The following is a 22,241-nucleotide window of genomic DNA, read 5'->3' on the forward strand; positions in this document are numbered from 1 at the left end:
CCTTAGCGGCGCTCCAGCAATACACCCGACTCCATATGGTGGGTGTAGGGGAACTGGTCGAACAGCGCGCAGCGAGTCACTTTATGGGTGTCGCTGAGCTGGGCGATGTTGGCGGCCAGGGTTTCCGGGTTGCAGGAGATGTAGAGGATGCGCTCGAAGCGCCGGGTCAGTTCGCAGGTGTCCGGGTCCATGCCGGCGCGTGGCGGGTCGACGAAGACACAGCCGAAGTCGTAGCTTTTCAGGTCGATGCCGGCCAGGCGGCGGAACGGGCGCACTTCATTCAGCGCCTCGGTCAGCTCCTCGGCGGACAGGCGAACCAACGTCACGTTATCCACTTGATTGTCGGCCAGGTTGGCCAGGGCTGCGTTGACCGAGGATTTGCTGATCTCGGTGGCCAGCACCTTGCGTACGCGGGTGGCCAGCGGCAAGGTGAAGTTGCCATTACCGCAGTACAGCTCCAGCAAATCGTCTGAGCGTTCACCGAGCGCTTCGTAGGCCCAGGCGAGCATCTTCTGATTCACCTCACCGTTGGGCTGAGTGAACGCGCCCTCTGGCTGGCGATAGCTGAAGGTACGGCCGGCGACCTGCAGTTTCTCCTCGACATAGTCTCTGCCGATCACGATGCGCTTGCCCTTGGAGCGGCCGATGATGCTGACCTGCAAATCGGCCGCAAGCTTCTCGGCTTCAGCTTGCCAGGCTGCATCCAGCGGGCGGTGGTAGCACAGCGTGATCAACCCGTCGCCGGCCAGGGTAGTGAGAAACTCGACCTGAAATAGCTTGAAACTCAGGGGGCTGCTGGCCTGCCATGCGGCTTTTAGGCGCGGCATCAGTGCATTTATCTGCGCGCTGGCGATAGGAAAGTCTTCGAAGAAGATCGGGTTGAGGTTATCGCCGGCCTCGAACATCGCGTAATGGCGATCCTCACCTTCACGCCACAGGCGGAATTCAGCACGCAGGCGATAGTGCTCGCGCGGCGATTCAAATACGTCCGGAGCTGGAGCGTTGAACGGTGCCAGCAGCTCGATCAGGCGCTGCTGCTTGTCAGCAAGCTGGGCGGCGTAGTTGGCGGGATCGAACTGGGAACGGCTCATGCAGGACTCTTTTCAAATTGGAGGCGGGTGAGCGATTGCTCACCCGCTAGGTCATAAACAGGCTGTAGAAAAACTATCTACGTTGCAGATGCGTCGTTAAAAACAGGCTCAGCTGCCTCGCCTACGTTTTCAACCGCCTGTTAGGCGAAGTACGCCAGTTTGATTGCAAACAGTACCGAGAGCACTACCAGCGCCGGGTTGAGGTCGCGCCAGCGGCCGGCCAGCAGCTTGATCAGGGTCCAGGCGATAAAGCCGAAGGCGATGCCATTGGCAATCGAGAAGGTCAGCGGCATGGCCAGGGCAGCTACTACCACCGGAGCGGCGACGGTGAGGTCGTCCCAGTCGATCTGCGCCAGGCTGCTCATCATCAGCACAGCGACAAACAGCAGTGCCGGCGCGGTGGCGTAGGCTGGCACGGCGCCGGCCAGCGGAGCGAAGAACAGCGCCAGGAGGAACAGAATCGCCACCACGCAGGCGGTCAGGCCAGTGCGTCCGCCAGCACTGATGCCGGCAGCGGATTCGATATAGCTGGTGGTGGTCGAGGTGCCCAATGCGGCGCCGGCCATGGTCGCGGTGCTGTCTGCCAGCAGGGCGCGGCCGAGCTTGGGCATCTTGCCGTCCTTGTCTAGCAAGTTGGCCTTCTGCGCGACGCCGACCAGGGTGCCGGAGGTGTCGAACAGGTCAACGAAGAGGAAGGCGAAGATCACGCTGACCAGGCCAATATCCAGTGCGCCCATGATGTCCAGTTGCATCAGGGTTGGCATGACCGAAGGAGGCATGGACACCACGCCATCCAGTTTGGACAGGCCGAACAGAATGGACAGGGCGGTGATCAGCAGGATGCCGATCATCACTGCGCCGGTCACGCGGCGCTGTGCCAGTGCAGCGATGACAAAGAAGCCCAGGCAGGCCAGCAGGGCACCGCCCTGGGTCATGTCGCCGAGGGTCACCAGGGTGGCCGGGTGATCGACCACGATACCGGCGTTTTTCAGGGCAATAATTGCCAGGAACAGGCCAATACCTGCAGCGATGCCGGCGCGCAGGGCCAGCGGGATGCTGTTGATGATCCACTCGCGGATCTTGAAGATCGACAACAGAAAGAAGATCACCCCGGAGAGGAATACTGCGCCCAGCGCCACCTGCCAGGTGTGGCCCATGGTCATCACCACGGTGTAGGTGAAAAAGGCGTTGAGGCCCATGCCCGGTGCCAGGGCGATTGGGTAGTTAGCCCACAGGCCCATGATCAGCGAGCCGATGGCGGCGGCCAGGCAGGTGGCGACGAATACCGCGCCATGGTCCATGCCGGTCTTGGCCAGCATCTCCGGGTTGACGAAGAGGATATAGGCCATGGTCAGAAAGGTGGTCAGCCCGGCGAGCACCTCAGTGCGCACCGTGGTGTTATGGGCTTTGAGTTGGAACAGTCTTTCCAGCATGTGGCACTCCCCGTAACGGCGTTTTTGCCGTGTTTATGCAAACCGAAAGCAAAGCACATCCACGCGTGGGTGCATGTTTTTGCTGGCGATCTGGAAAAAGGCGCGCATCATATCAGCTCGTCCGGAACGGGTGAATTTATGACCGCTTGGACAGTTTATGCACGGCCAGAACAAGGAGCGAACTGATGACTGCACGGGCCCTTATCAGCGTTGCCGATGGTGTTGAAGACCTCGAGTGCGTGACCCTGATTGATGTACTGCGGCGTGCCGAGGTTGAGGTGGTGGTGGCCAGTATCGAAAGCCGGCGGATGATCACCTGCGCCCGTGGTACTCGGCTGACCGCCGACACCATGCTGGTGGATGTACTGGCCCAACCCTTCGACTTGATCGTGCTGCCCGGCGGCATGCCCGGCGCGCAGCACCTGGCCGAGCACGAGCCGCTGGCCGAGCGGGTGCGTGAGCAGGCCAAGGCCGGTAAGTTGTTTGCCGCCATCTGCGCGGCGCCCGCAGTCGCCCTGCAACAGTACGGCGTGCTCAGGCAGCGGCGCATGACCTGCTACCCGGCGTTCAGTGATCGTCTGAGTGGCTGTGTGTTTGTCGACGAACCGGTGGTGGTCGATGGCAACTGCATCACCAGCCAGGGCCCAGGCACCGCCCTGGCGTTCGCGTTGATCCTGGTCGAGCAGCTGTGTGGCAAGGCCGTGCGCAAGCAGGTCGCCGAGGCCATGCTGGTTGGCTAGTGCTTCAGTCGCCTGCCCGCTCTGTGCCTTGCGGGTGCATGTGGTCGCGCCTGGCCAGCTCGGGGAACAGGCGAATCCATAACCCGGTGACCAGAATGGCGCCCACGCCGCCGATCAGCACCGCCGGCACCGTGCCGAACCAGGCGGCGCTGACCCCCGCGCGGAAGTCGCCGAGTTGATTGGATGCGCCGATAAACAGGCCGTTGACCGCGCCGACGCGACCGCGCATCTCGTCCGGAGTTTGCAGTTGCACGAACGCGCCGCGAATCACCATGCTGATCATGTCCGCCGCGCCTAGCAGCACCAACGTCGCCAGGCTGAACCAGAGTGAAGTGGACAGGCCGAAGCCGATGGTCGCCACGCCGAAGATCGCCACCGAAGTAAACATCACCGGGCCGACCCGTCGCTCGATGGGAAAGCGCGCCAGCCACAGCGACATCAGCAGTGCGCCCACCGCCGGCGCCGAGCGCAGCAGGCCGAGGCCCCAGGGTCCGGTGAGGAGGATGTCCTTGGCAAACACTGGCAGCAGCGCGGTGGCGCCGCTGAGCAGCACGGCGCACATGTCCATAGAGATCGCGCCGAACACGGCGGGGCGACTGCGGATAAAGCGAAAGCCGGCCAGTAGCGAATCCAGCGATACCTTCTGCTTCAGCGGCAACTGGCGCGCCGGCAGGCTCAGCATCAGGCTCAGGGCGCAGCCATATAGCAGCACCGCTGGGCCATAGACCCACTGCGTGCCGACGGCATAGAGCAAACCGCCCAGCGCTGGCGCAATAATGGTGGCGGCCTGCATCGCCGACGCCGACGCCGCCACAGCGGCGGGAAACAACCCAGGCGGCACGATATTCGGTAGCAGTGCCTGAGTGGTGGGCATCTCGAAGGCGCGCGCGGTGCCGAGTAGAAAGGCAATCACAAAGATCATTTCCCGACTGATGCCCCCTGCGCTGCTGCCGAGCAATAGGCTCAGCGCAATCAGCCCCTGTGCGCCCTGGCACAGCGCCGCCACCTTGCGCCGGTCGAAGCGGTCGGCGACATGCCCGGTGAGCAGGATAAACAGGATCTTCGGCATAAATTCGATCAGCCCGACCAGGCCAAGGTCGAGCACGTTGCCGGTCAGCGCATACATCTGCCAGCCGATGGCCACGGTAATCATCTGAAAGCCGCTGGCAGTGAATACTCGGGCAAACCAGAAGGCGAGGAATGGGCGATGGTGGCGCAGCAGAAGACTGGACATGGAGGCTGTGCTGAGGCGGCTGATCAGCTGCGCAGCCTAGCATGTAGCTGCTCGGGCGCGACGCAGGGCGCAGCATGTGCGGGTTTAAAGCTGACTAAAAAGGCAGTTTTTTATTCTGTTGTGAGGGCGACTTGAGTAGAATCTGACTTTTAGGTCAAAAAATACCTCGACTACGCTTACTCCCGATACCTACGCGCTATGCGTACGGTGCATGTATTTCGCCAATTTGTTCACACTGACGCCAGGCTGCTCTGGCCTTGAGGAACGGACATGTCCACTCCTGAGTTATCCCGTCGCGCCTTTTTGCAAGGCAGCGTTATCGCCGGTATCGGCATCAGCTTTGCGCCGCTGGGCAGTAAGGCGTTTGCCGCCCTGTTCGAAGACAAGGTGACCGCCATGCCGCAGCCCTGGTACGACGCCAGCGGCAAGGCGGTGGCGCGTATCGATGGGGTGTCTAAAGCCTGTGGGGCCAAGGTGTTTGCCCGTGATATCCGTGCCAAGGACATGCCCGGCTGGCCGCAACAGCAAGGCCATGCCCTGTTGCTCAAGGCCACGCGCACCGAACAGCTCTATCAGGGCTTCGATCTGTCGCTGTTGCCGGCTGAGTTGCAGCCTGATCGGGTGGTCACCGCCAGTGATCTGGCCAAGGATGGCATCGCCTTTCCGGATGGCCACCACCTTGATCCGCTGTTGCCGGAAGGGCAGGTGCCGATGTTTATCGGGCATCCGGTGGCGCTGCTGATCTGGAAGGATTTCGAACGCTATCGCCAGGCCAAGAACATCCTCAAGTTCAATGACAAGGTGATCCGCTACGGTGAAACAGCGCCGGCGTTCCAGTCCGACCCATACGGTAGCTTTCGCTTTGTGCGAGTCGGCGGCGCGACGCCGTTCGACCGCGACACCTTCTCCAGCCTTAAGGACAGCATGCTGTTTCCGCTGATCCATAACCGCAAGCCGGCCTGGGGCGAAGGCAAGATCAGTGGCGATCTCACCGAGCAAGGGCTGTATCACGCCGAACAGATGCAGCAGCAGTTGCAGAGCCCGCCGGATGATTGGCTGGTGTTCGATGAGCGCTTCAAAACCCAATCCATCGAGCCTTGCGCGCTGGAGGCCGATAATGGCAACGGCTGGTTTGACGCCGCTACCGGCACCCTGCATTTCGTGGTCGCCACCCAGTGCCCGTTTGAAGTGGCCGAGCAGACCGCGCACATGCTCGCGCCGTCGCGTTTTGGTGTGCAGAAGCTGAACATGCACCCCGGCTACACCGTGGGTTATGGCTCCAAGGACAACAACATTTTCGTGTTCTACGCCGCCCTGGCTGCGATTTACGGTGGCGGCATGCCGGTGCGCCTGGCCAATGACCGTTATGAGCAGTTCCAGAGCGGCATCAAGCGTCACCCCTTCGACATGCACTACCAGTTGGCGGTGAATAAGCAGGATCACAGCTTCCAGATCTTCCGTGCACACATGGATGTGGATGGCGGTGGCCGTGCCAACTACAGCTCTTCGGTGGCGGCGGTTGGTGCTACGGCGGCGCAGTCGATCTATTACCTGCCGCGCAGCGACCTGGCGGCCACCGCGTATTACTCGCGCGGTGTGGAAGCCGGTTCGATGCGTGGTTACGGCACGCTGCAAACCATGGCCGCTACCGAGATGATGGTGGACGAAGTGGCCGAGCGGCTGAGCATTGATGCCATCGAATTGCGTAAAAAGAACGTGTTCCAGTCCGGTATGAAGAACACCCAGGGCGCGATTCCGGCCGGTGCGTTGCGTCTGGACGAAATTCTCGACAAGGCCGCTCAGCACGAAATCTGGAAGAACCGCGTGGCGCGTAAACAGCGCTTCGACGCCGAAGACCCGGATAACCTGTATGGCGTCGGTTTCGCCATCTGCCAGAAGGATTTCGGCACCGGTTCCGAAGCGCCGATGGCCAGCCTGGAATTCACAGCCGATGGCCGCGTCAGCCTGCGCCATATTGCCATCGACATGGGCACCGGTATGGCCACCTCGCAGGCCTTGCTGGTCGCCGATTACCTCGGTCAGCCCGCCGACGAGATCAAGACTGGTGAAACCGAATGGGCTGAGTTGGCGCTGACTACCAGCGGCAACCCTTACATCATCAGTCAGGCTGAGCAGGACGCCGCGCTGCGCAACCCGCGCTGGGTTGGCAAGCTGGCCTCGCCGTCGTCGGCGACCAACTCGTCCTACTACTCTGGGCATGCCACCCGCGAAGCGGCGCGCGTGCTGTTTATGCATGGCTTGTGGCCGGCGGCCATGGCCATCTGGAGCCGTGGTGAGTACGGCGGCTTGGCTAATCCGTATGTGGTGCGGCGGGAAAATGCCCATTGGGTTGACGGTAAGTTGACCGCCGATGGCATGCCGCCGATTCCCTTCAAGCTGCTGGCGCACAAGGCCCACGAGTTGGGCTTGGTAACCGGCGTTAGTGTGCACGGCTTCAACCGCTGGAGCTGGGCCGAGGGCGAGTTCGATATCAACGGCCAGCGCGAGCGTGTGCCGCTGGACGCGCTGGCGGTGAAATACGGAGATGGCGCTGAGGCGGCAAAGAAGGCGCAGATGAGCCGTAACGGTTTCCACCTGCTCGACCGGGTCAGCATCAACTACCCGGTCACCCAGTTGAACAATGCCATGGTCACTTACTACAGCCCGGTGGCTACCTTGGTTGAGATCAAGGTCAACAAGGGCAGTGGCGAGGCGCGGGTGATCAATCATCATTCCTGGCTCGAATGCGGCCGGGTGATTGTCGAAGAGCTGGTACTGGGTCAGCTCGAAGGCGGCATCGCCATGGGCATCGGCCACGCACTGCTGGAAGACATGCCGCTGTATGAAGGTGGCCCCGGCGATGGCACCTGGAACTTCAATCGCTATCAATTACCGCGCGCCAAAGACTGCGCCGTGTGGGCGCAAACCGCAGAGATTCTGCCGCCGCTATCACCCAGTGATCCGGCCAAGGGCATCGCCGAGGTGGTGATGATTCCGGTGGTTGGCGCCATCGTCAACGCCGTGGCCCATGCTACCGGCAAGCGCTTGCGCGACCTTCCTCTGACTCCGGCCCGCATCAAGGAGGCCCTCCATGGCTAAGCGCATTTTGAGCATGATCATCAACAGTCAGGCCGTCGGCCCTGTTGAGGTGCCGGACGATCTGATGATGATCGACTTCCTGCATGAACACCTGAACCTCACCGGCTCGCGTCTGGGCTGTGGCCAGGGCGTGTGTCACGCCTGTGTGGCGATCCTCGACAAGGCCGACGGCACCAGCGAAGAAATCCGCACCTGCATCACCGGTGTGCACTTCTTCGATGGCAAGCGCGTGCGTACCATCGAGGGCCACGCCAAGCGTGATGCCCAGGGCGAGGTCAGCGAGCTCAACCCGATCCAGCAGAAGTTTGTCGACAAATTCGCCTTCCAGTGCAGCTACTGCACCCCTGGTTACGTCAACGCCGCCACCGTGTTGGTGGAAAAACTGCAGCGTCAGCCGGTCAAACGCAGCGAGCTGGACGGCGAGATCGAAGATGCCCTGGGCAAGCACATCTGTCGCTGCACCGGCTACGTGCGCTACTACAGTGCCGCGCGCGATGTGGTGGAGTCACTCGGCCTGGTCAAGGAGGGATGAACATGCGCGCATTTGTGCTGGCAGCCCTGCTGCCGCTCACGGCCTTTGCGGCCGACGAGCAACTGATTGAACGCGGTAAGTACCTGGCGCGTGCCGCCGATTGCGTGGCGTGCCATAGCATCGAAGGCGGCGCCGAGTACGCTGGCGGCCTGCCGTTGGAGTCGCCATTCGGCACCATCTACGGCACCAATATCACCCCGGACAAAGAGCATGGCATCGGCAATTACAGCGCTGATGATTTCTACCGAGCGGTGGCCGAGGGCGAGCGGCGTGATGGCAGCAACCTCTACCCAGCGATGCCGTATACCTCCTATCACCTGCTCAAGCGCGAAGACTCCGACGCCATCTACGCCTACCTGATGAGCCTGGAACCGATCGCCAAACCCAGCCCGCAGACTGACCTGAGCTTTCCGTTCAATCTGCGCTTCGGTCTGAGCTTCTGGAACATGCTCTATAAGGACAGCGTGCAGTTGCAGCCGGCTGAAGGCAAAAGTGAACCCTGGCAGCGCGGTCAGTATCTGGTCGAAGTGCTGGGCCATTGTGGCGAGTGCCATACCCCGCGCAATGTCATTGGTGCGTTGCAGCAGGACAAGCGTATGCAGGGTGGCGTTTTGTTAGGTTATGAAGCCCCGAGTCTGTTGGCCGACGAGCTGGCCGAGCGCGGCTGGAACCCTGAGGACTTGGCAACCTTCCTCAAACACGGCATCAGTGCGCAAGGCTCGATGTTCAACGAGATGTACCCGGTGTTTCACCACAGCACCCAGTACCTGCCTCTGGACGATCACAAGGCCATGGCCACCTACCTGCTTGGCGACCAACCGCCAGAGCCGCGCAAGGTCGCCAGCGTGGCGCTGGACCAGCTCGGCGCGAGTGCTCAGCAGGGCCGTCAGCACTACCTCAATACCTGCGCCGGTTGCCACGGTGCGGCGGGAGAGGGCATTCCCCACGTGGCCGTGGCGATGGAGGGCAACACCACTCTGCGCCTGAACGATGCGCGCAACCTGTTACGGGTGATTGATGACGGCATCAAGGAGCAGCAGTTCACCGGCTTTGAGCGCATGCAGCCAATGCCGGGCTTCAGCGACAAACTGGATGACGGGCAGATGCGCGACCTGCTGCATTACCTGCGGCAGACCTGGGGTGGCCAGGCAGCCGAGCTGAGCCCGCAGCAGGTCAGCCAGTTGCGCAGCGAGAAAGGCCACTGATGCCGAGTAAAAGCTGATGCAGCGCCTCGATCTGCTGGTGCTGCGCAAGGCGTTGCAATGGTCTGCTGGCGGGCAGCGCGTGTGGCTGTGCACGGTGCTGGCCACTTATGGTTCGGCCCCGCGCGCGCCGGGTTCGCTGTTGGCGGCCACGGCGAGCGGCGAGTGGGTTGGTTCGCTATCCGGCGGCTGCGTCGAGGATGAATTACTTGAGCAGTTGGTTGCTGGCGCCTTTCCCGAACCACTGTATCTGCTGCGTTATGGCGATGGCAGCGACCCGCGCTCGCGGATCAGCCTGCCCTGCGGCGGCGTGCTGGAAGTGCTGGTGGAAAACCTCGCGCCCGACTGCGAGGTACAGGCGCACCTGCGTGAACTGGAAAGTGCGTTGGCCGGCCAGCGCCGGCTGATCCGCGAAGTGGTGTTGCCAACCGGCGAGCGCCGCTTGCTGGCCGACAACACGCAGGGGCCACGGGTGGAGCGCCAGCCTAATCTGCTGCGCCTGCGCGTCGGCGCGGCGCAGCGCTTGCTGCTGGCGGGTTATTCCTCAGTGGCCCATGTCTGTGCCGAGTTCGCCCAGAGCCTGGGTTTCGAGGTGGTGCTCTGTGATCCGCGCGAAGAAGTGCTGCAGGGCGTCGACTTGCCAGGAGTAGAAATCCGTCGCGAGCTGCCATCGGAGGTCATCCGCCTGGGCGGCTGCCATGCCGACACCGCGGTGGTGGCGCTGACCCATGATCCACGCATCGACGACCTGGCAATGATCGAGGCCGTACGCACCGAAGCGTTCTATATCGGTGTGATGGGTTCTATGCTCACCAGTGCTAAGCGTTTCGAGCGTTTGCGCCGGGTGGGAGGGCTGGATGACACAGCGCTGGCGCGGATTATCGCGCCGATTGGCCTGAACCTGGGCAGCAAGACTCCGGCGGAAATCGCCCTGGCGGTACTCGCCGATATTCTGCGCGTGCGGAACGGCTTGCCGCGGGATGCACTCTAGAATGCCGCGCGTATTGGCACTGCTGCTGGCCGCCGGGCGCGGCCGACGCTTCGGCAGTGACAAGCGCCTGGCCCGTTTGCCGGATGGGCGCGGCCTGTTGGCGGCCAGTGCCGAGCGTGCGTTGCAGGTATTCGATGAGGTGCATGTGCTGCTGCGCGACGAGGATGATGCGCAGGCGTTAGGGCTACCGGCGGATTGCCGGATTATCCGTTGCCGTAACGCCGATCAAGGCATGGGCCACAGCCTTGCAGCCGGTGTGCAGGCCTTGGCTGGGTGCGACGCTGAAGCCATCGCCGTGCTACTCGGCGATATGCCCTGGGTAGGAGCCAACAGCCTGTGGCAGCTGTGCCAGCAGGCGGCGGCCGAACGCATCGTCTACCCGCTGTGCGATGGTCAACGTGGTCATCCGGTGCTGTTTGGCCGCGCCTTCTGGCCGCAACTGCAAGCCCTGCGCGGGGATGAAGGCGCGCGCGCGTTGCTGCAGGCGTATGCTGCCGCTTGCCAGGGCGTCGCGCTGACTGACCCCGGTGTGCTGCGCGATGTTGACCGGCCGCAGGCGCTGTTGGCGCCGACATAAGGCGCCAACCCTTGTGGCAGCCAGTCGCGCGACAATCGACCACAGCCGAACTTAGTGCGCCAAGCGCTACTCTCTGTACATACCTTGATCCGCATCAATACTGATCTTGCAGGGTTATGTGGGGCGCTTGGCCCTGCGCGATGCTATCTGAACCAGAACAATAATCCCCCGACTGAATACCCGTGACTGGCATGCGCGCCCGTGGCCGTGCCCCGTATCACCTGACTGAGGAAACGCCATGTTTGGATTGGAGGCTCTCGATCTAGCCAGAATCCAGTTCGCATTCACCATCTCGTTCCACATCATCTTCCCGGCCATCACCATTGGCCTGGCCAGTTACCTGGCGGTATTGGAAGGCTTGTGGCTGAAAACGGGACAAGAGGTGTACCGCGATCTGTACCACTTTTGGGCGAAGATTTTTGCGGTCAACTTCGGCATGGGCGTGGTCTCCGGGCTGGTCATGGCCTACCAATTCGGCACCAATTGGAGTGCATTCTCCGACTTTGCCGGGGCGGTCACCGGGCCGCTGCTGACCTATGAAGTGCTCACCGCATTCTTCCTCGAAGCGGGCTTCCTCGGGGTCATGCTGTTTGGCTGGAACCGCGTTGGCCCGGGCCTGCACTTCTTCTCCACGGTGATGGTGGCGGTCGGTACGCTGATCTCGACCTTCTGGATTCTGGCCTCCAACAGCTGGATGCACACCCCGCAGGGCTTCGAAATTATCGACGGCCGGGTGATCCCGGTGGACTGGTTTGCGGTGGTGTTCAACCCCTCATTCCCTTACCGGCTGGCACATATGGCCACGGCGGCGTTCCTTGCCACCGCCTTCTTCGTAGGCGCGTCGGCGGCCTGGCACTTGCTTCGTGGGCGTGACAACCCGGCGATCCGCAAGATGCTGTCGATGGCCATGTGGATGGCGCTGATCGTAGCGCCAATCCAAGCGGTGATCGGCGACTTCCACGGCCTGAATACTCTCAAGTATCAGCCGGCGAAGATCGCCGCGATCGAAGGCCACTGGGAAAACCATGGCGACGAACCAACTCCGCTGATCCTGTTCGGCTGGCCGGATATGGAGCGAGAAGAAACCCGCTTCAAGATCGAAATTCCCGCCCTCGGCAGCCTGATTCTGACCCACAGCCTGGACAAACAGGTGCCAGCGCTCAAGGAGTTCGCCAAGGAAGACCGAGCCAACTCGACCATCGTATTTTGGACCTTCCGGATCATGGTCGGCCTGGGCATGCTGATGATCATCACCGGCCTCTGGGGCCTCTGGTTGCGCACACGCGGCACTTTGTTCCAGAGCCGCCCGTTTCTGCACCTGGCGGTATGGATGGGCCCATCAGGGATCATCGCCATTCTCGCCGGCTGGTACACCACTGAAATCGGTCGCCAGCCCTGGATTATCCATGGCCTGATGCGCACGGCTGATGCCTCATCCGGGCACAGTTTTGCGCAGATGAGCCTGACCCTGATCCTGTTCGTGGTGGTGTATTTCGCCCTGTTCGGCGTCGGTATTGGTTACATGATGCGCCTGGTGCGCAAAGGCCCGATCACCGATGAAGGCAAGGAAGTTGCTGAGGGTGGCCCAGGCCAGAAACGCACACCATCGCGGCCATTGTCAGCGGCCGAGGAAGATCTTGACGACGGCGAGACTGATCTGCCGGCAGGGAGGAATTGAACATGGGTATTGATCTCTCGCTGATCTGGGCCGTGATCATCGCCTTCGGGGTGATGATGTATGTAGTCATGGACGGCTTCGACCTGGGCATCGGCATCCTCTTTCCCTTCGTCAAAAACGAAGGCGAGCGCGATGTAATGATGAACACCGTTGCGCCAGTCTGGGATGGCAACGAAACCTGGCTGGTACTTGGCGGCGCGGCACTGTTCGGCGCCTTTCCGCTGGCTTATGCGGTGGTGCTCAGCGCGCTCTACCTGCCGCTGATTTTTATGCTGCTAGGGCTGATCTTTCGCGGTGTGGCGTTTGAGTTTCGCTTCAAGGCCAAGGCCGCCAAACGGCATATCTGGGACAAGGCGTTTATCGGCGGCTCGCTGACCGCGACCTTCTTTCAGGGCGTGGCGCTGGGGGCTTATATAGACGGCTTCGAGGTTGTTGATCGGGTGTATGTCGGCGGCTCGCTGGACTGGTTTACCCCATTCTCGCTGTTCTGTGGTCTGGCGCTGATTGCCGCCTATGCCTTACTTGGCTGCACCTGGCTGATCATGAAGACCGAAGGCCGTTTGCAGCAGCAGATGCACGATATGGCGCGACCGCTGGTGTTCGTGCTGCTTGGTGTGACCGGCATCGTCAGCCTATGGACGCCACTAGCCCATACGGAAATCGCCGAGCGCTGGTTCAGCCTGCCAAATATCTTCTGGTTTATGCCGGTGCCGCTGCTGGTGCTGCTGTGCACTTGGGCGCTGCTGCGCGCGGTGGCACGCAACGCCAACTACGCGCCGTTTTTGCTGACCCTGACGCTGATTTTCCTCGGCTATAGCGGTCTCGGCATCAGCCTGTGGCCAAATATCATTCCGCCGTCGATCAGCATCTGGGAAGCCGCTGCACCACCGCAGAGCCAAGGCTTTATTCTGGTCGGGGCGCTGTTCATTATCCCCTTTATCCTGATGTACACCGCCTGGAGCTATTACGTGTTCCGCGGCAAGGTTACGGAAGAAGATGGCTATCACTAAGGTGCGAGTGATGAACGATGTAGAAGAGAAAAAACCGCTGTGGCAGCGGCTCGGCTGGCTGGTAGCGATCTGGGCCGGCAGCGTGCTGGCCCTGGGAGCGGTGTCCTATCTGCTGCGTCTGTTTATGCAGGCGGCGGGTATGGGCACGCCGTAAGCGCGATTCAACGTCAATCAGCGATGCACTGTAGGAGGCGCTTCAGCGGCGAGCTTGTAATGGCGGTTTATCGTGGCTGAGGCCCCTCCTACAGAGCTTCGGGGCTGTGCTTATTTGATCGCTTTCAGCACCACAAACTTCGGTGTAGCCGCCACCTGTTCTACGCCACGGAACAGCCGTTTCAGCTTGGCGTGGTAGCCCAGGTGGCGGTTGCCGACGATCCACAGTTCGCCGCCGGTTACCAAGGCTGCTCGGGCCTGCTGGAACATGCGCCAGGCGAGAAAGTCGCCGACCACCTGTTGCTGGTGGAATGGCGGGTTGCACAGCACCAGGTCCAGCGAATCCTCCGCCTGCTCGGCCAGACCATCGCCTGCGCGAATCTCTACCGGGCGCTCACCCAGCGCAGCGCGCCAGTTCTCTTGGGTCGATTGCACCGCCATATACGACTCATCAACCAGCGTCAGCTCGGCCTGTGGGCTGCCCAGTGCATAGGCAATACCGAGCACGCCGTTGCCGCAACCAAGATCGGCAACGCGCATTCGACTTAGGTGTTTTGGTAGGTGCGGGAGGAAGGCGCGGGTGCCGATATCCAGGTCTTCACGGCAGAACACGTTGGCGTGGTTAAGCAGCTCGATAGCCGGCTTTTCCAGGCGATAACGCGTCGGATAGGGCGATACGGGCGCGGCTTTGGCTGCCGGCGTGGCAAACAGCAGGCGGGCTTTTTTCACCGCCAGCGAGGCTTGCACCGGGCCGATATATTGCTCCAGCAGATCACCGGCTGCACGCGGCAGGTGCTTGATCATGGCCGCTGCAATCACCTGCGCGCCGGGGGCAAGCTGGCCGTGCAGACGGATCAGCTGTTCTTCCAGCAGTGCCAGGGTTTTCGGTACGCGAATCAGCACCACATCAAACGGCCCTTGGGCGACTGCGCTGGCCGGCACAAACGTCACGGCATCTGCCGGCAGCTGGTTACGCAGCAGGTTGACCTGCAAACCCAGATGGCCGAGGTGGGAGTCGCCGCTGCTGGTCACCTGCGCCTGTCCAGCCAGGCTCGCCGCCAGTGCGCCGAAGCTGTCGTTCAGCACCAATACCCGCACGCTGCTCGTCAGCCCTTGTTCATGTAGATGGTTGAGCAGGTACTCGTCCGCAGCATCGAACGCCTGCAGCGGCTCGTGGGGCTGGTCGGGTTGGCGAAGCAGATCGAGCTGGGCGAATGGGGTGCTGAATACAGGCATGGGAAACTCGGGTAACAGCCCGCAAGGGCGCGATAGAAAGTGCAGTTGGTCGCTATTGTCGGTGCAAGTGGCGGAAAAGTCTCGGAACTGCGAGCTGGTTCAGTAAATCGCGGTTGTGCCACACGCGGCTTTGCCGAAGAATGCCGCCCCCTTGCGGATCTGCCCAGTCGTGTCTGATACCCGTCAGTCAGCAGGCATGAGTCAGCAAGGTCGGCATTCAAATAATAACCAGGCCCCGAGCATTACGCCCGGCTGCGATCTGGTAGCGCCTGATGATCAGGACCGCGCCGCTGCTTTGCCGCGTGCGCCGAATCATCCATAGCCCACACCCCCCAATTAATGAGGCCTGCTTATGCAGGCTTCACGGCGTTCTATTTGCAAAAAGGTATGTCCATGTTCAAGTCCCTGCTGTCTTTAACCTTCACTGCGTTGCTGGTCGCGGCAAGTCCGACCCAGGCGGAAGGCAAGGCGCCCATCGTGATCAAGTTCTCCCATGTGGTGGCCGAGGACACGCCCAAGGGCAAGGGTGCGCTGCTGTTCAAAAAGCTGGTGGAAGAACGCCTGGCCGGCCAGATTGTGGTTGAGGTTTACCCGAACTCGACGCTGTTCGGCGATGGCGAGGAGATCAACGCGTTGCGCGAGGGCAAGGTGCAGATGTTGGCGCCTTCGCTGTCCAAGTTCGAGGCTTATACCAAACAGCTACAGGTGTTTGACCTGCCGTTTCTGTTCGACGACCTAGAGGCGGTCAAACGCTTCCAGAAACGTGACAAGAGCCGCGAGCTGCTGCATTCCATGTCCAGCCACGGCATCTACGGCCTGGCCTACTGGAATAACGGCATGAAGCAGCTGACCTCCAACCGCGAGCTGCGCAAGCCCGAAGATGCCAAGGACCTAGCCTTCCGTATTCAACCCTCGTCGGTGCTGGAGGCGCAGTTCCGTCAGCTTGGCGCCAAGACCGTGAAGATGCCGTTTGCAGAGGCATTCAAGGCGCTGCAGGCCGGCACCATTCAGGGCACCGAAGGGCCGTGGTCGAACATCGCCAGCCAGAAGGTCGACACCGTGCAGCCGTTTATCAGCGAGCTCAACCACGGCTCGCTGAGCTATATGCTGATCAGCAGCAAAGAGTTCTGGACCAGCATTCCCTACAAGACCCGCACCGAACTGGAAGCGATCATCGAAGAGGTCTCTTTCTCGGTGAACAAGGATGCCGAAGCGCTGAACAGCAATGATCGCGAGCGCATCATCAGCGCTGGCAATGCCCAAGTGGTCACCCTTACGGCAGATGAACGTGCTGCCTGGCGCACGGCACTGAGCCCGCTATGGAAAACCTTCGAAGCTGAAATCGGTGCCGATGTACTGCGTGCCGCGCAGGCGGTCAATCGCCGCTAAGAGCCGGTTCTAAGGGATACAGGCCAAGAGCCCCCAGGTTTTACCGGTGTTTGTCCGGCCGGCGTTGCGCCACACTGGGCCTGTGCAATCCGCATAGGTCCGGTGCTCGCATGGTCAGTGACGACAAGTTCACCCAGCAAACCCTCACCTCTATCCAAGTCTGGTCGCCCAGCCTGTTCAGCCTGCGCTGTACGCGTGATGCGGGCTTTCGCTTCCAGGCCGGGCAGTTTGCCCGGCTGGGTGTGCAGAAGGCCGATGGCTCGGTTGTCTGGCGTGCCTATTCGATGGTCTCGGCGCCCCACGATGAGTTTCTCGAATTCTTCTCCATCGTCGTGCCGGGTGGCGAATTCACCTCCGAGCTGAGCCGGCTGCAGGTCGGCGACAGCCTACTGGTGGAAAAGCAGGCGCTGGGCTTTCTAACCCTTGATCGCTTTGCCGATGGCCGCGACCTCTGGCTGCTGGCTAGCGGCACCGGGCTCGCGCCATTTCTTTCGATCCTGCAGGGGCTGGAGGTGTGGCAGCGCTTTGCGCGTGTGGTGCTGGTGTATAGCGCGCGTACGGCCAGCGAGTTGGCCTATCAGCCGCTGATCCACGACCTGATGCAGCAGGAGCATCTGCAGGAATACGCCGAGCGCTTTGTCTATCTGCCGTTGGTCACCCGCGAGGAGGTGCCCGGTTGCCTGCATGGGCGCATCACCAGCTTGCTGGAAAGTGGCGAACTGGAGCGCGCCGCCGATCTGAGCCTGGACCCTGCCTATTCGCGGCTGATGATCTGCGGCAACCCGCAGATGATCGACGATACCCGCGCGCTGCTGAAGCAACGTGATATGCAGCTCAGCCTAACCCGTCGGCCGGGGCAGGTGGCGGTGGAGAACTACTGGTAGCGGTTATTCCTCACGGATGGCCTTGATTCGGTGTTCCCATCGGCGCTTGGCGAAGCGGCGCATATTCGGGATATCGTCAGTTTCGTCGAGGATCGGCTTGCCGATAATGGTTTCCATGATGTCCTCCATGGTCACCAGGCCACGCCAGCTGCCGAACTCATCGTACACCAGGCACATGTGCTGACGCTCATGCATCATCTGGGTCATCAGGCTTTCGACGTTCATGCTGTCGGAGACAACCTTGAGCGGTTTGAGGATGCTCGATACCGGCGCCTCATCCGCTTCCGCACCCAGGGCGTCATAGCGGAACACCACGCCCAGTGGTGACTCATCCTCACCGATGACCGGATAGCGGGAGAACTGGCTTTCTTTCACGCGCGCTTTGAACGCTCCTAGCGTGTCATCGGGTGCCGCAAACTCGCAGACAATCCGTGGCGTCATGATGTCGCGTAGCTTGATTTCATGCAGGTCGAGGATATTGCTGATGACGCGCTGTTCGTCTTCATCCAGCTTGCCGACTTCGCGGCCCAGCAGGGTCAGCGCCTTGATCTCCTGGCGGATATCGTGCTCAGGCTCTTTGCCACCAAACAGTCGCATGATCAGGTCGGACATCAAGATGAACGGCTTGAGCAGTGCAATCATGCCGCCCAGCAGGCTAGGCAGGTACGGAGCCAGGGTTGGCCAGTAACGTGCACCAATGGTCTTGGGCAGAATTTCCGAGAGAACCAAGATCAGTAGGGTCATCACCGCCGAGGCGATGCCCAGATAACCGTCACCAAATACCACCGTGACCTGCGCACCCACGCCTGTGGCGCCGACCGTGTGGGCCACGGTATTAAGCGTAAGAATTGCGGCAAGTGGCTGGTCGATCTTGTCTTTCAGCCCTTTCAAGCGCTCGTAAAGCTTGGGCTTGGTGGCCTTCTGCTGGGCGATGTAGCTGGGCGTCAGGGAAAGCAACGCAGCTTCAAGAATGGAACAGATAAAGGAGACGAGGATGGATAGAACAGCGAACGCAATCAGGAGGGTCATTGAGGGGGGAAAGTAGCCAAGGGGCGATCAATTTACACGAGCGTGTTGAAAGCGAGCGCGCTGTCCTGCAACAAATCATGTACGGGAGGGCGCTCGGCCCTCCGCGTGGGTGCATTCAGTCTCTGCTTTGTTGCGTCTTGAGCAGGTCGCGGATTTCGCTGAGCAGCTCCTGCTCCTTGGTCGGTGCGGCGGGAGCAGCAGGGGCGGCTTCTTCTTCGCGCTTGAGTTTGTTGAGCACCTTGATGCCCATAAAGATGGCGAAGGCGACGATCAGGAAATCGAGCACGGTCTGGATAAATTTGCCGTAAGCCAGGGTGACTGCAGCGACATCGCCTTCGGCAGCTTTCAGCACAATCGCCAGGTCGGAGAAGTCCACGCCGCCAATCAGCACACCCAGTGGCGGCATCACCACGTCACCGACAAAGGATGAGACGATCTTGCCGAACGCCGCGCCGATGATGATGCCCACGGCCATGTCGACCACGTTGCCTTTGACCGCAAAGGCTTTGAATTCACTGAGTATGCTCATGCTGCGTTCCCTGGTAGGTGAGGTTGCGCTGAGTGTAATCCAGCGCGCGCCGCTTGCCAGCTACTTCTCAGGCCGGGTAGTGAACCTCGGGCAGCGACTCGAACGCCGGTTTGGCCAGCAGGTAACCCTGAAATAGCTCCACGCCCATGTCGCGCAAGGCACGTAATTCGCCCAGGCTTTCGATGCCTTCGGCAATTACTCGGATATCCAATTTGCGGCACATCTGCAGTGCCGCTTCGACCAGAATCTGCCGTACGCTGTCCTGCTCGATATTGCGGATCAGCTGCATGTCCAGCTTGATCAGGTCAGGCTGAAAGTCGGCCAGCAGATTGAGCCCGGCATAGCCTGCGCCGAAGTCATCAATTGCCGTCATAAAGCCCTGCTTGCGGTACGCACGCAGGATGCCGGTGAGGTGGTCGATATCCAGCACCTGTTCCTGCTCGGTGACCTCGAAGATGATCCGCTGCAGCGGAAAGTTGAAGCGTGTGGCCGCCTCCAGCGTGGCGCGGATGCAGGTCTCAGGCTTGTACACCGCATTGGGCATAAAGTTGATCGAGACCATGGCCGGTACTTGCAGCTTGGCTGCCCATTCCAGCGCGGTAATCCGGCAAGCCTGGTCGAATGGGTAGAGATTATCCGCGTTGAGCTTGCTCAGCAGGCTGCCCGCCGATTCGCCGGCTGTACCGCGTACCAGCGCTTCGTGGGCAAATATGGTCTCAGTACTCAGGTTGATAATGGGCTGAAAGGCCATGCTGATGGGAAACCCCAACCCTTGGCCGTCACGGCAAGCCGAACATCCTGATGCTGTACTCATAACCTGTTCTCTTGTTGGTTCCTGGAGCCTGGAGAAAGATAGCAGAAGTTGCCTGGGCCTTGTGTAGCAAGGCCTTTAGGCAGAGCCGGCGCGACTGGGCTAGGCTCAATGAAGGCCCGCCATGAGGATGCCGTTATGCCACTGGAACATCATCCGCTGCACCGCGAGTTTCCCGAGTTCAAAACGCAGCTGCACGCCTTGTTGTCCAGTGATGGGCATTTCGCTCGGTTGGCCGAGGAGTATGAAGAACTCGACAAACGTATCTATGAGGCGGAAAGCGGCCGGGTGGCCATGGATGAGATGCTGCTGCTGGGCCTGAAGATGCAGCGCGTCAGCCTCAAGGACGAACTGGCCGGCTTTCTCGGTGGTGCGTCATAGCGTGATGGGCTTGATCCGGGTCAAGTGTCGGCCCCGGCTCAGGGGGTAGTCTGCAGGCAGTGACTATCCCAGAGGAACGCCCGCATGCATGTTGAACACCATCCGCTGATCAAGGACTTCCCCGAACTGCGCGGCGCGCTGCATGAGCTGCGCCTCGGCGATGCCGACTTTGCCCGCCTGGCAGACACCTACGAAACCCTGGATAAACGTATCTGCCGGATCGAAGCGGGTAGCGAGCTGCTGGCTGACGATGCGTTGCTTGCACTCAAGCAGGAACGTGTCGGCATCAAGGATGATCTCGCACGCCGGCTTAAACGTGCTGCCGGGCAGTGTTGTGGCTGTGGTAACGGTTGCAAGGGATAGCTGCGCGGGACTGTAAATATATCCAGCTATTTCGTATGATCCGGGCTCAGTGTTTATAGGAGTCCGGCATGGCCAAGGCCAAGCGCATGTATGGCTGCACCGAGTGCGGCGCCACCTTCCCGAAATGGGCCGGCCAGTGCGGCGAGTGCGGCGCCTGGAATACCCTGGTCGAAACCCTGCTCGAAGCCAATTCGGCCACCCCCAGTGGCCGCGCGGGTTGGGCCGGTGAGCAGGCGCAGCTTAAGACCCTGGCCGAGGTCAGCGTCGAGGAAGTGCCGCGTTTCTCCACCGCCTCCGGCGAGCTGGACCGCGTGCTCGGCGGCGGCCTGGTGGATGGTTCAGTGGTGCTGATCGGCGGCGACCCCGGTATCGGCAAGTCGACCATCCTCTTGCAGACCCTGTGCAATATAGCCACGCGCTTTCCCGCGCTGTATGTCACCGGCGAGGAATCCCAGCAGCAGGTGGCCATGCGCGCCCGCCGCCTGGGTTTGCCGGAAGACAAGCTCAAGGTAATGACCGAGACCTGCATCGAGAGCATCATCGCCACCGCACGGCTGGAAAAGCCCAAGGTGATGGTGATCGACTCGATCCAGACCATCTTTACCGAACAACTTTCCTCGGCACCCGGTGGCGTGTCTCAGGTGCGCGAAAGTGCGGCGCTGCTGGTGCGTTATGCCAAGCAGAGCGGTACAGCAATATTTCTGGTTGGCCACGTGACCAAGGAAGGCTCGCTGGCCGGGCCGCGTGTGCTTGAACACATGGTCGACACCGTGCTGTATTTCGAGGGCGAGTCTGATGGTCGTCTGCGTCTGCTGCGCGCGGTAAAGAACCGCTTTGGTGCGATCAACGAACTGGGCGTGTTCGGCATGACCGACAAGGGGCTGAAAGAGGTCACCAACCCCTCGGCGATCTTCCTCACCCGCGCTCAGGAAGAAGTGCCGGGCAGCGTGGTGATGGCCACCTGGGAAGGCACCCGGCCGATGCTGGTGGAGGTGCAGGCGCTGGTCGATACCAGCCATATGGCCAACCCACGCCGCGTGACTCTGGGCCTGGATCAGAACCGCCTGGCCATGCTTCTGGCCGTATTGCATCGGCATGGCGGCATTCCCACCTACGACCAGGACGTATTCCTCAACGTGGTCGGCGGGGTCAAAGTGCTGGAAACTGCATCCGACCTGGCGCTGATGGCGGCGGTGATTTCCAGCCTGCGCAACAAGCCGCTGCCGCATGATCTACTGGTATTTGGTGAGGTTGGCTTGTCGGGTGAAATCCGTCCGGTGCCGAGCGGTCAGGAGCGTCTGAAAGAGGCGGCCAAACACGGCTTCAAACGGGCCATCGTGCCCAAGGGCAATGCGCCGAAAGATCCGCCGCCGGGTTTGCAGGTGATTGCCGTTACACGCCTGGAGCAGGCGCTGGATGCTCTGTTCGAGTAGCTGAGCAGCGGGTATGAAAAAAGGAGGCCTAGGCCTCCTTTTTGTTTATTCGTCGTCTTCGCCCAGGGCAGCAAGTTCGCGTTCCAGCAGGCTGTCATCGCCGAGGTTGAGTTCAACCAGGCGGCGCAGGTGACTGATCGAGTCGAGATCGATATGTCGGCAAACAAAGCCGAGCAGATCCGACTGGGTGCGGGTCAGTACCACTTCCATCAGCACGCGGGTGTCGTCGGCCAGTTGGATATTGGCTTCGAACGGCTGATTAGGGTCGCCGTTCCAGCCGTTGGGGCGCTTGATCAGCAGGCCTTTCAGCGATACGTCATGCAGTTCGACCGCCCAGCGCCGTTCCCCTTGCACTATCTCGGTGGGGGCGTCGAAAGCGATGCGGTGAAAGCGCCGACGCTCATTGGCTGTTTCGCTCATGCAAAGAAACTCCTGCGAGGTTTTAT

The 22,241-nt window shown here is 61.1% G+C and carries 22 protein-coding genes; 14 read left to right on the forward strand and 8 right to left on the reverse strand.

All coding sequences use genetic code 11. The annotated features are described in order from the left end of the window. Nucleotides 1-2: 2 nt before the first annotated feature. Together trmA and ACIGEK_RS06770 are read right to left on the reverse strand one after the other, a co-directional pair. On the reverse strand, nucleotides 3-1,091 hold the full coding sequence (gene trmA / locus ACIGEK_RS06765) for a tRNA (uridine(54)-C5)-methyltransferase TrmA (RefSeq protein ID WP_397492551.1): 1,089 nt from the start codon (nucleotides 1,089-1,091) through the stop codon (nucleotides 3-5). 140 nt (nucleotides 1,092-1,231) lie between these two features. Continuing rightward, nucleotides 1,232-2,524 carry an NCS2 family permease gene (locus tag ACIGEK_RS06770; protein ID WP_397492552.1) on the reverse strand — a complete coding sequence of 431 codons (1,293 nt, stop codon included), beginning with the start codon at nucleotides 2,522-2,524 and terminating at the stop codon, nucleotides 1,232-1,234. Nucleotides 2,525-2,709: 185 nt separating this feature from the next. Between ACIGEK_RS06770 and ACIGEK_RS06775 the strand changes: the two genes are divergently transcribed. Further along, nucleotides 2,710-3,264: a DJ-1 family glyoxalase III gene (locus ACIGEK_RS06775; protein ID WP_397492553.1), complete on the forward strand. Its 555-nt coding sequence runs from the start codon at nucleotides 2,710-2,712 to the stop codon at nucleotides 3,262-3,264. Between the two features lie 4 nt (nucleotides 3,265-3,268). On the opposite strand, the gene ACIGEK_RS06780 is transcribed toward ACIGEK_RS06775, so the two are convergent. Next, entirely contained in the window at nucleotides 3,269-4,498 is a 1,230-nt protein-coding gene (locus ACIGEK_RS06780; protein ID WP_397492554.1) for an MFS transporter, read from the reverse strand. Between the two features lie 270 nt (nucleotides 4,499-4,768). Between ACIGEK_RS06780 and ACIGEK_RS06785 the strand changes: the two genes are divergently transcribed. The 8 genes from ACIGEK_RS06785 (at nucleotide 4,769) to ACIGEK_RS06820 (ending at nucleotide 13,741) form a co-directional block, all read left to right on the forward strand. After that, nucleotides 4,769-7,597, forward strand: coding sequence for a xanthine dehydrogenase family protein molybdopterin-binding subunit (locus tag ACIGEK_RS06785; RefSeq protein WP_397492555.1), 2,829 nt, complete (start codon nucleotides 4,769-4,771; stop codon nucleotides 7,595-7,597). Then, nucleotides 7,590-8,129: a (2Fe-2S)-binding protein gene (locus tag ACIGEK_RS06790; RefSeq protein WP_397492556.1), complete on the forward strand. Its 540-nt coding sequence runs from the start codon at nucleotides 7,590-7,592 to the stop codon at nucleotides 8,127-8,129. The genes ACIGEK_RS06785 and ACIGEK_RS06790 overlap by 8 nt, the downstream gene beginning before the upstream one ends. A gap of 2 nt (nucleotides 8,130-8,131) precedes the next feature. Next, on the forward strand, nucleotides 8,132-9,334 hold the full coding sequence (locus ACIGEK_RS06795; protein WP_397492557.1) for a cytochrome c: 1,203 nt from the start codon (nucleotides 8,132-8,134) through the stop codon (nucleotides 9,332-9,334). Between the two features lie 16 nt (nucleotides 9,335-9,350). Beyond that, nucleotides 9,351-10,322, forward strand: coding sequence for an XdhC family protein (locus tag ACIGEK_RS06800; RefSeq protein WP_397492558.1), 972 nt, complete (start codon nucleotides 9,351-9,353; stop codon nucleotides 10,320-10,322). A gap of 1 nt (nucleotide 10,323) precedes the next feature. After that, nucleotides 10,324-10,899, forward strand: coding sequence for an NTP transferase domain-containing protein (locus ACIGEK_RS06805; RefSeq protein WP_397492559.1), 576 nt, complete (start codon nucleotides 10,324-10,326; stop codon nucleotides 10,897-10,899). 238 nt (nucleotides 10,900-11,137) lie between these two features. Further along, complete coding sequence (locus ACIGEK_RS06810) at nucleotides 11,138-12,577, forward strand: cytochrome ubiquinol oxidase subunit I (RefSeq protein WP_397492560.1); 1,440 nt, start codon at nucleotides 11,138-11,140, stop codon at nucleotides 12,575-12,577. Between the two features lie 2 nt (nucleotides 12,578-12,579). After that, nucleotides 12,580-13,587, forward strand: a complete 1,008-nt coding sequence (gene cydB / locus ACIGEK_RS06815; RefSeq protein ID WP_397492561.1) for a cytochrome d ubiquinol oxidase subunit II — start codon at nucleotides 12,580-12,582, stop codon at nucleotides 13,585-13,587. Between the two features lie 10 nt (nucleotides 13,588-13,597). Beyond that, the gene (locus tag ACIGEK_RS06820) at nucleotides 13,598-13,741 is read left to right on the forward strand and encodes a DUF2474 domain-containing protein (RefSeq protein ID WP_090249480.1); all 144 of its coding nucleotides are present in this window, start codon (nucleotides 13,598-13,600) and stop codon (nucleotides 13,739-13,741) included. Nucleotides 13,742-13,851: 110 nt separating this feature from the next. Here the strand turns inward: ACIGEK_RS06820 and ACIGEK_RS06825 are convergent, their stop codons facing one another. Continuing rightward, nucleotides 13,852-14,976: a methyltransferase gene (locus ACIGEK_RS06825; RefSeq protein WP_397492562.1), complete on the reverse strand. Its 1,125-nt coding sequence runs from the start codon at nucleotides 14,974-14,976 to the stop codon at nucleotides 13,852-13,854. Between the two features lie 393 nt (nucleotides 14,977-15,369). Between ACIGEK_RS06825 and ACIGEK_RS06830 the strand changes: the two genes are divergently transcribed. Together ACIGEK_RS06830 and ACIGEK_RS06835 are read left to right on the forward strand one after the other, a co-directional pair. Next, nucleotides 15,370-16,365: a TRAP transporter substrate-binding protein gene (locus ACIGEK_RS06830; protein ID WP_397492564.1), complete on the forward strand. Its 996-nt coding sequence runs from the start codon at nucleotides 15,370-15,372 to the stop codon at nucleotides 16,363-16,365. A gap of 110 nt (nucleotides 16,366-16,475) precedes the next feature. Continuing rightward, the gene (locus ACIGEK_RS06835) at nucleotides 16,476-17,249 is read left to right on the forward strand and encodes a ferredoxin--NADP reductase (RefSeq protein WP_397492565.1); all 774 of its coding nucleotides are present in this window, start codon (nucleotides 16,476-16,478) and stop codon (nucleotides 17,247-17,249) included. A 3-nt stretch (nucleotides 17,250-17,252) separates the two neighbouring features. Here ACIGEK_RS06835 and ACIGEK_RS06840 read toward each other — a convergent pair whose 3' ends face one another. From ACIGEK_RS06840 to ACIGEK_RS06850, 3 genes are all read right to left on the reverse strand, one after another. Next, on the reverse strand, nucleotides 17,253-18,278 hold the full coding sequence (locus ACIGEK_RS06840; RefSeq protein WP_397492566.1) for a CNNM domain-containing protein: 1,026 nt from the start codon (nucleotides 18,276-18,278) through the stop codon (nucleotides 17,253-17,255). 115 nt (nucleotides 18,279-18,393) lie between these two features. Beyond that, nucleotides 18,394-18,807: a large-conductance mechanosensitive channel protein MscL gene (mscL, locus tag ACIGEK_RS06845; protein WP_397492567.1), complete on the reverse strand. Its 414-nt coding sequence runs from the start codon at nucleotides 18,805-18,807 to the stop codon at nucleotides 18,394-18,396. Nucleotides 18,808-18,874: 67 nt separating this feature from the next. Continuing rightward, a complete protein-coding gene (locus ACIGEK_RS06850; RefSeq protein WP_397492568.1) occupies nucleotides 18,875-19,621 on the reverse strand; it encodes an EAL domain-containing protein in 747 nt (248 codons plus the stop codon). Between the two features lie 135 nt (nucleotides 19,622-19,756). Here ACIGEK_RS06850 and ACIGEK_RS06855 point away from each other — a divergent pair, with 135 nt between their 5' ends. The 3 genes from ACIGEK_RS06855 (at nucleotide 19,757) to radA (ending at nucleotide 21,795) form a co-directional block, all read left to right on the forward strand. Further along, entirely contained in the window at nucleotides 19,757-19,999 is a 243-nt protein-coding gene (locus ACIGEK_RS06855; protein WP_339523124.1) for a YdcH family protein, read from the forward strand. Nucleotides 20,000-20,083: 84 nt separating this feature from the next. Continuing rightward, nucleotides 20,084-20,362, forward strand: a complete 279-nt coding sequence (locus tag ACIGEK_RS06860; RefSeq protein ID WP_397492569.1) for a YdcH family protein — start codon at nucleotides 20,084-20,086, stop codon at nucleotides 20,360-20,362. 68 nt (nucleotides 20,363-20,430) lie between these two features. Further along, nucleotides 20,431-21,795, forward strand: a complete 1,365-nt coding sequence (radA, locus tag ACIGEK_RS06865) for a DNA repair protein RadA (RefSeq protein ID WP_397492570.1) — start codon at nucleotides 20,431-20,433, stop codon at nucleotides 21,793-21,795. A gap of 45 nt (nucleotides 21,796-21,840) precedes the next feature. Here radA and ACIGEK_RS06870 read toward each other — a convergent pair whose 3' ends face one another. Beyond that, the gene (locus ACIGEK_RS06870) at nucleotides 21,841-22,215 is read right to left on the reverse strand and encodes a PilZ domain-containing protein (protein WP_269379944.1); all 375 of its coding nucleotides are present in this window, start codon (nucleotides 22,213-22,215) and stop codon (nucleotides 21,841-21,843) included. Between the last annotated feature and the right edge of the window lie 26 nt (nucleotides 22,216-22,241).

Origin of the sequence: Pseudomonas sp. NPDC079086 (assembly GCF_044542155.1) — a bacterium.
Lineage (GTDB): Bacteria > Pseudomonadota > Gammaproteobacteria > Pseudomonadales > Pseudomonadaceae > Aquipseudomonas.

Bases quoted from the DNA above. Each gene is read 5' to 3' on its own strand.
- trmA (WP_397492551.1), bottom strand. From the start codon at position 1,091: ATGAGCCGTTCCCAGTTCGATCCCGCCAACTACGCCGCCCAGCTTGCT.
- ACIGEK_RS06770 (WP_397492552.1), bottom strand. From the start codon at position 2,524: ATGCTGGAAAGACTGTTCCAACTCAAAGCCCATAACACCACGGTGCGC.
- ACIGEK_RS06775 (WP_397492553.1), top strand. From the start codon at position 2,710: ATGACTGCACGGGCCCTTATCAGCGTTGCCGATGGTGTTGAAGACCTC.
- ACIGEK_RS06780 (WP_397492554.1), bottom strand. From the start codon at position 4,498: ATGTCCAGTCTTCTGCTGCGCCACCATCGCCCATTCCTCGCCTTCTGG.
- ACIGEK_RS06785 (WP_397492555.1), top strand. From the start codon at position 4,769: ATGTCCACTCCTGAGTTATCCCGTCGCGCCTTTTTGCAAGGCAGCGTT.
- ACIGEK_RS06790 (WP_397492556.1), top strand. From the start codon at position 7,590: ATGGCTAAGCGCATTTTGAGCATGATCATCAACAGTCAGGCCGTCGGC.
- ACIGEK_RS06795 (WP_397492557.1), top strand. From the start codon at position 8,132: ATGCGCGCATTTGTGCTGGCAGCCCTGCTGCCGCTCACGGCCTTTGCG.
- ACIGEK_RS06800 (WP_397492558.1), top strand. From the start codon at position 9,351: ATGCAGCGCCTCGATCTGCTGGTGCTGCGCAAGGCGTTGCAATGGTCT.
- ACIGEK_RS06805 (WP_397492559.1), top strand. From the start codon at position 10,324: ATGCCGCGCGTATTGGCACTGCTGCTGGCCGCCGGGCGCGGCCGACGC.
- ACIGEK_RS06810 (WP_397492560.1), top strand. From the start codon at position 11,138: ATGTTTGGATTGGAGGCTCTCGATCTAGCCAGAATCCAGTTCGCATTC.
- cydB (WP_397492561.1), top strand. From the start codon at position 12,580: ATGGGTATTGATCTCTCGCTGATCTGGGCCGTGATCATCGCCTTCGGG.
- ACIGEK_RS06820 (WP_090249480.1), top strand. From the start codon at position 13,598: ATGAACGATGTAGAAGAGAAAAAACCGCTGTGGCAGCGGCTCGGCTGG.
- ACIGEK_RS06825 (WP_397492562.1), bottom strand. From the start codon at position 14,976: ATGCCTGTATTCAGCACCCCATTCGCCCAGCTCGATCTGCTTCGCCAA.
- ACIGEK_RS06830 (WP_397492564.1), top strand. From the start codon at position 15,370: ATGTTCAAGTCCCTGCTGTCTTTAACCTTCACTGCGTTGCTGGTCGCG.
- ACIGEK_RS06835 (WP_397492565.1), top strand. From the start codon at position 16,476: ATGGTCAGTGACGACAAGTTCACCCAGCAAACCCTCACCTCTATCCAA.
- ACIGEK_RS06840 (WP_397492566.1), bottom strand. From the start codon at position 18,278: ATGACCCTCCTGATTGCGTTCGCTGTTCTATCCATCCTCGTCTCCTTT.
- mscL (WP_397492567.1), bottom strand. From the start codon at position 18,807: ATGAGCATACTCAGTGAATTCAAAGCCTTTGCGGTCAAAGGCAACGTG.
- ACIGEK_RS06850 (WP_397492568.1), bottom strand. From the start codon at position 19,621: ATGAGTACAGCATCAGGATGTTCGGCTTGCCGTGACGGCCAAGGGTTG.
- ACIGEK_RS06855 (WP_339523124.1), top strand. From the start codon at position 19,757: ATGCCACTGGAACATCATCCGCTGCACCGCGAGTTTCCCGAGTTCAAA.
- ACIGEK_RS06860 (WP_397492569.1), top strand. From the start codon at position 20,084: ATGCATGTTGAACACCATCCGCTGATCAAGGACTTCCCCGAACTGCGC.
- radA (WP_397492570.1), top strand. From the start codon at position 20,431: ATGGCCAAGGCCAAGCGCATGTATGGCTGCACCGAGTGCGGCGCCACC.
- ACIGEK_RS06870 (WP_269379944.1), bottom strand. From the start codon at position 22,215: ATGAGCGAAACAGCCAATGAGCGTCGGCGCTTTCACCGCATCGCTTTC.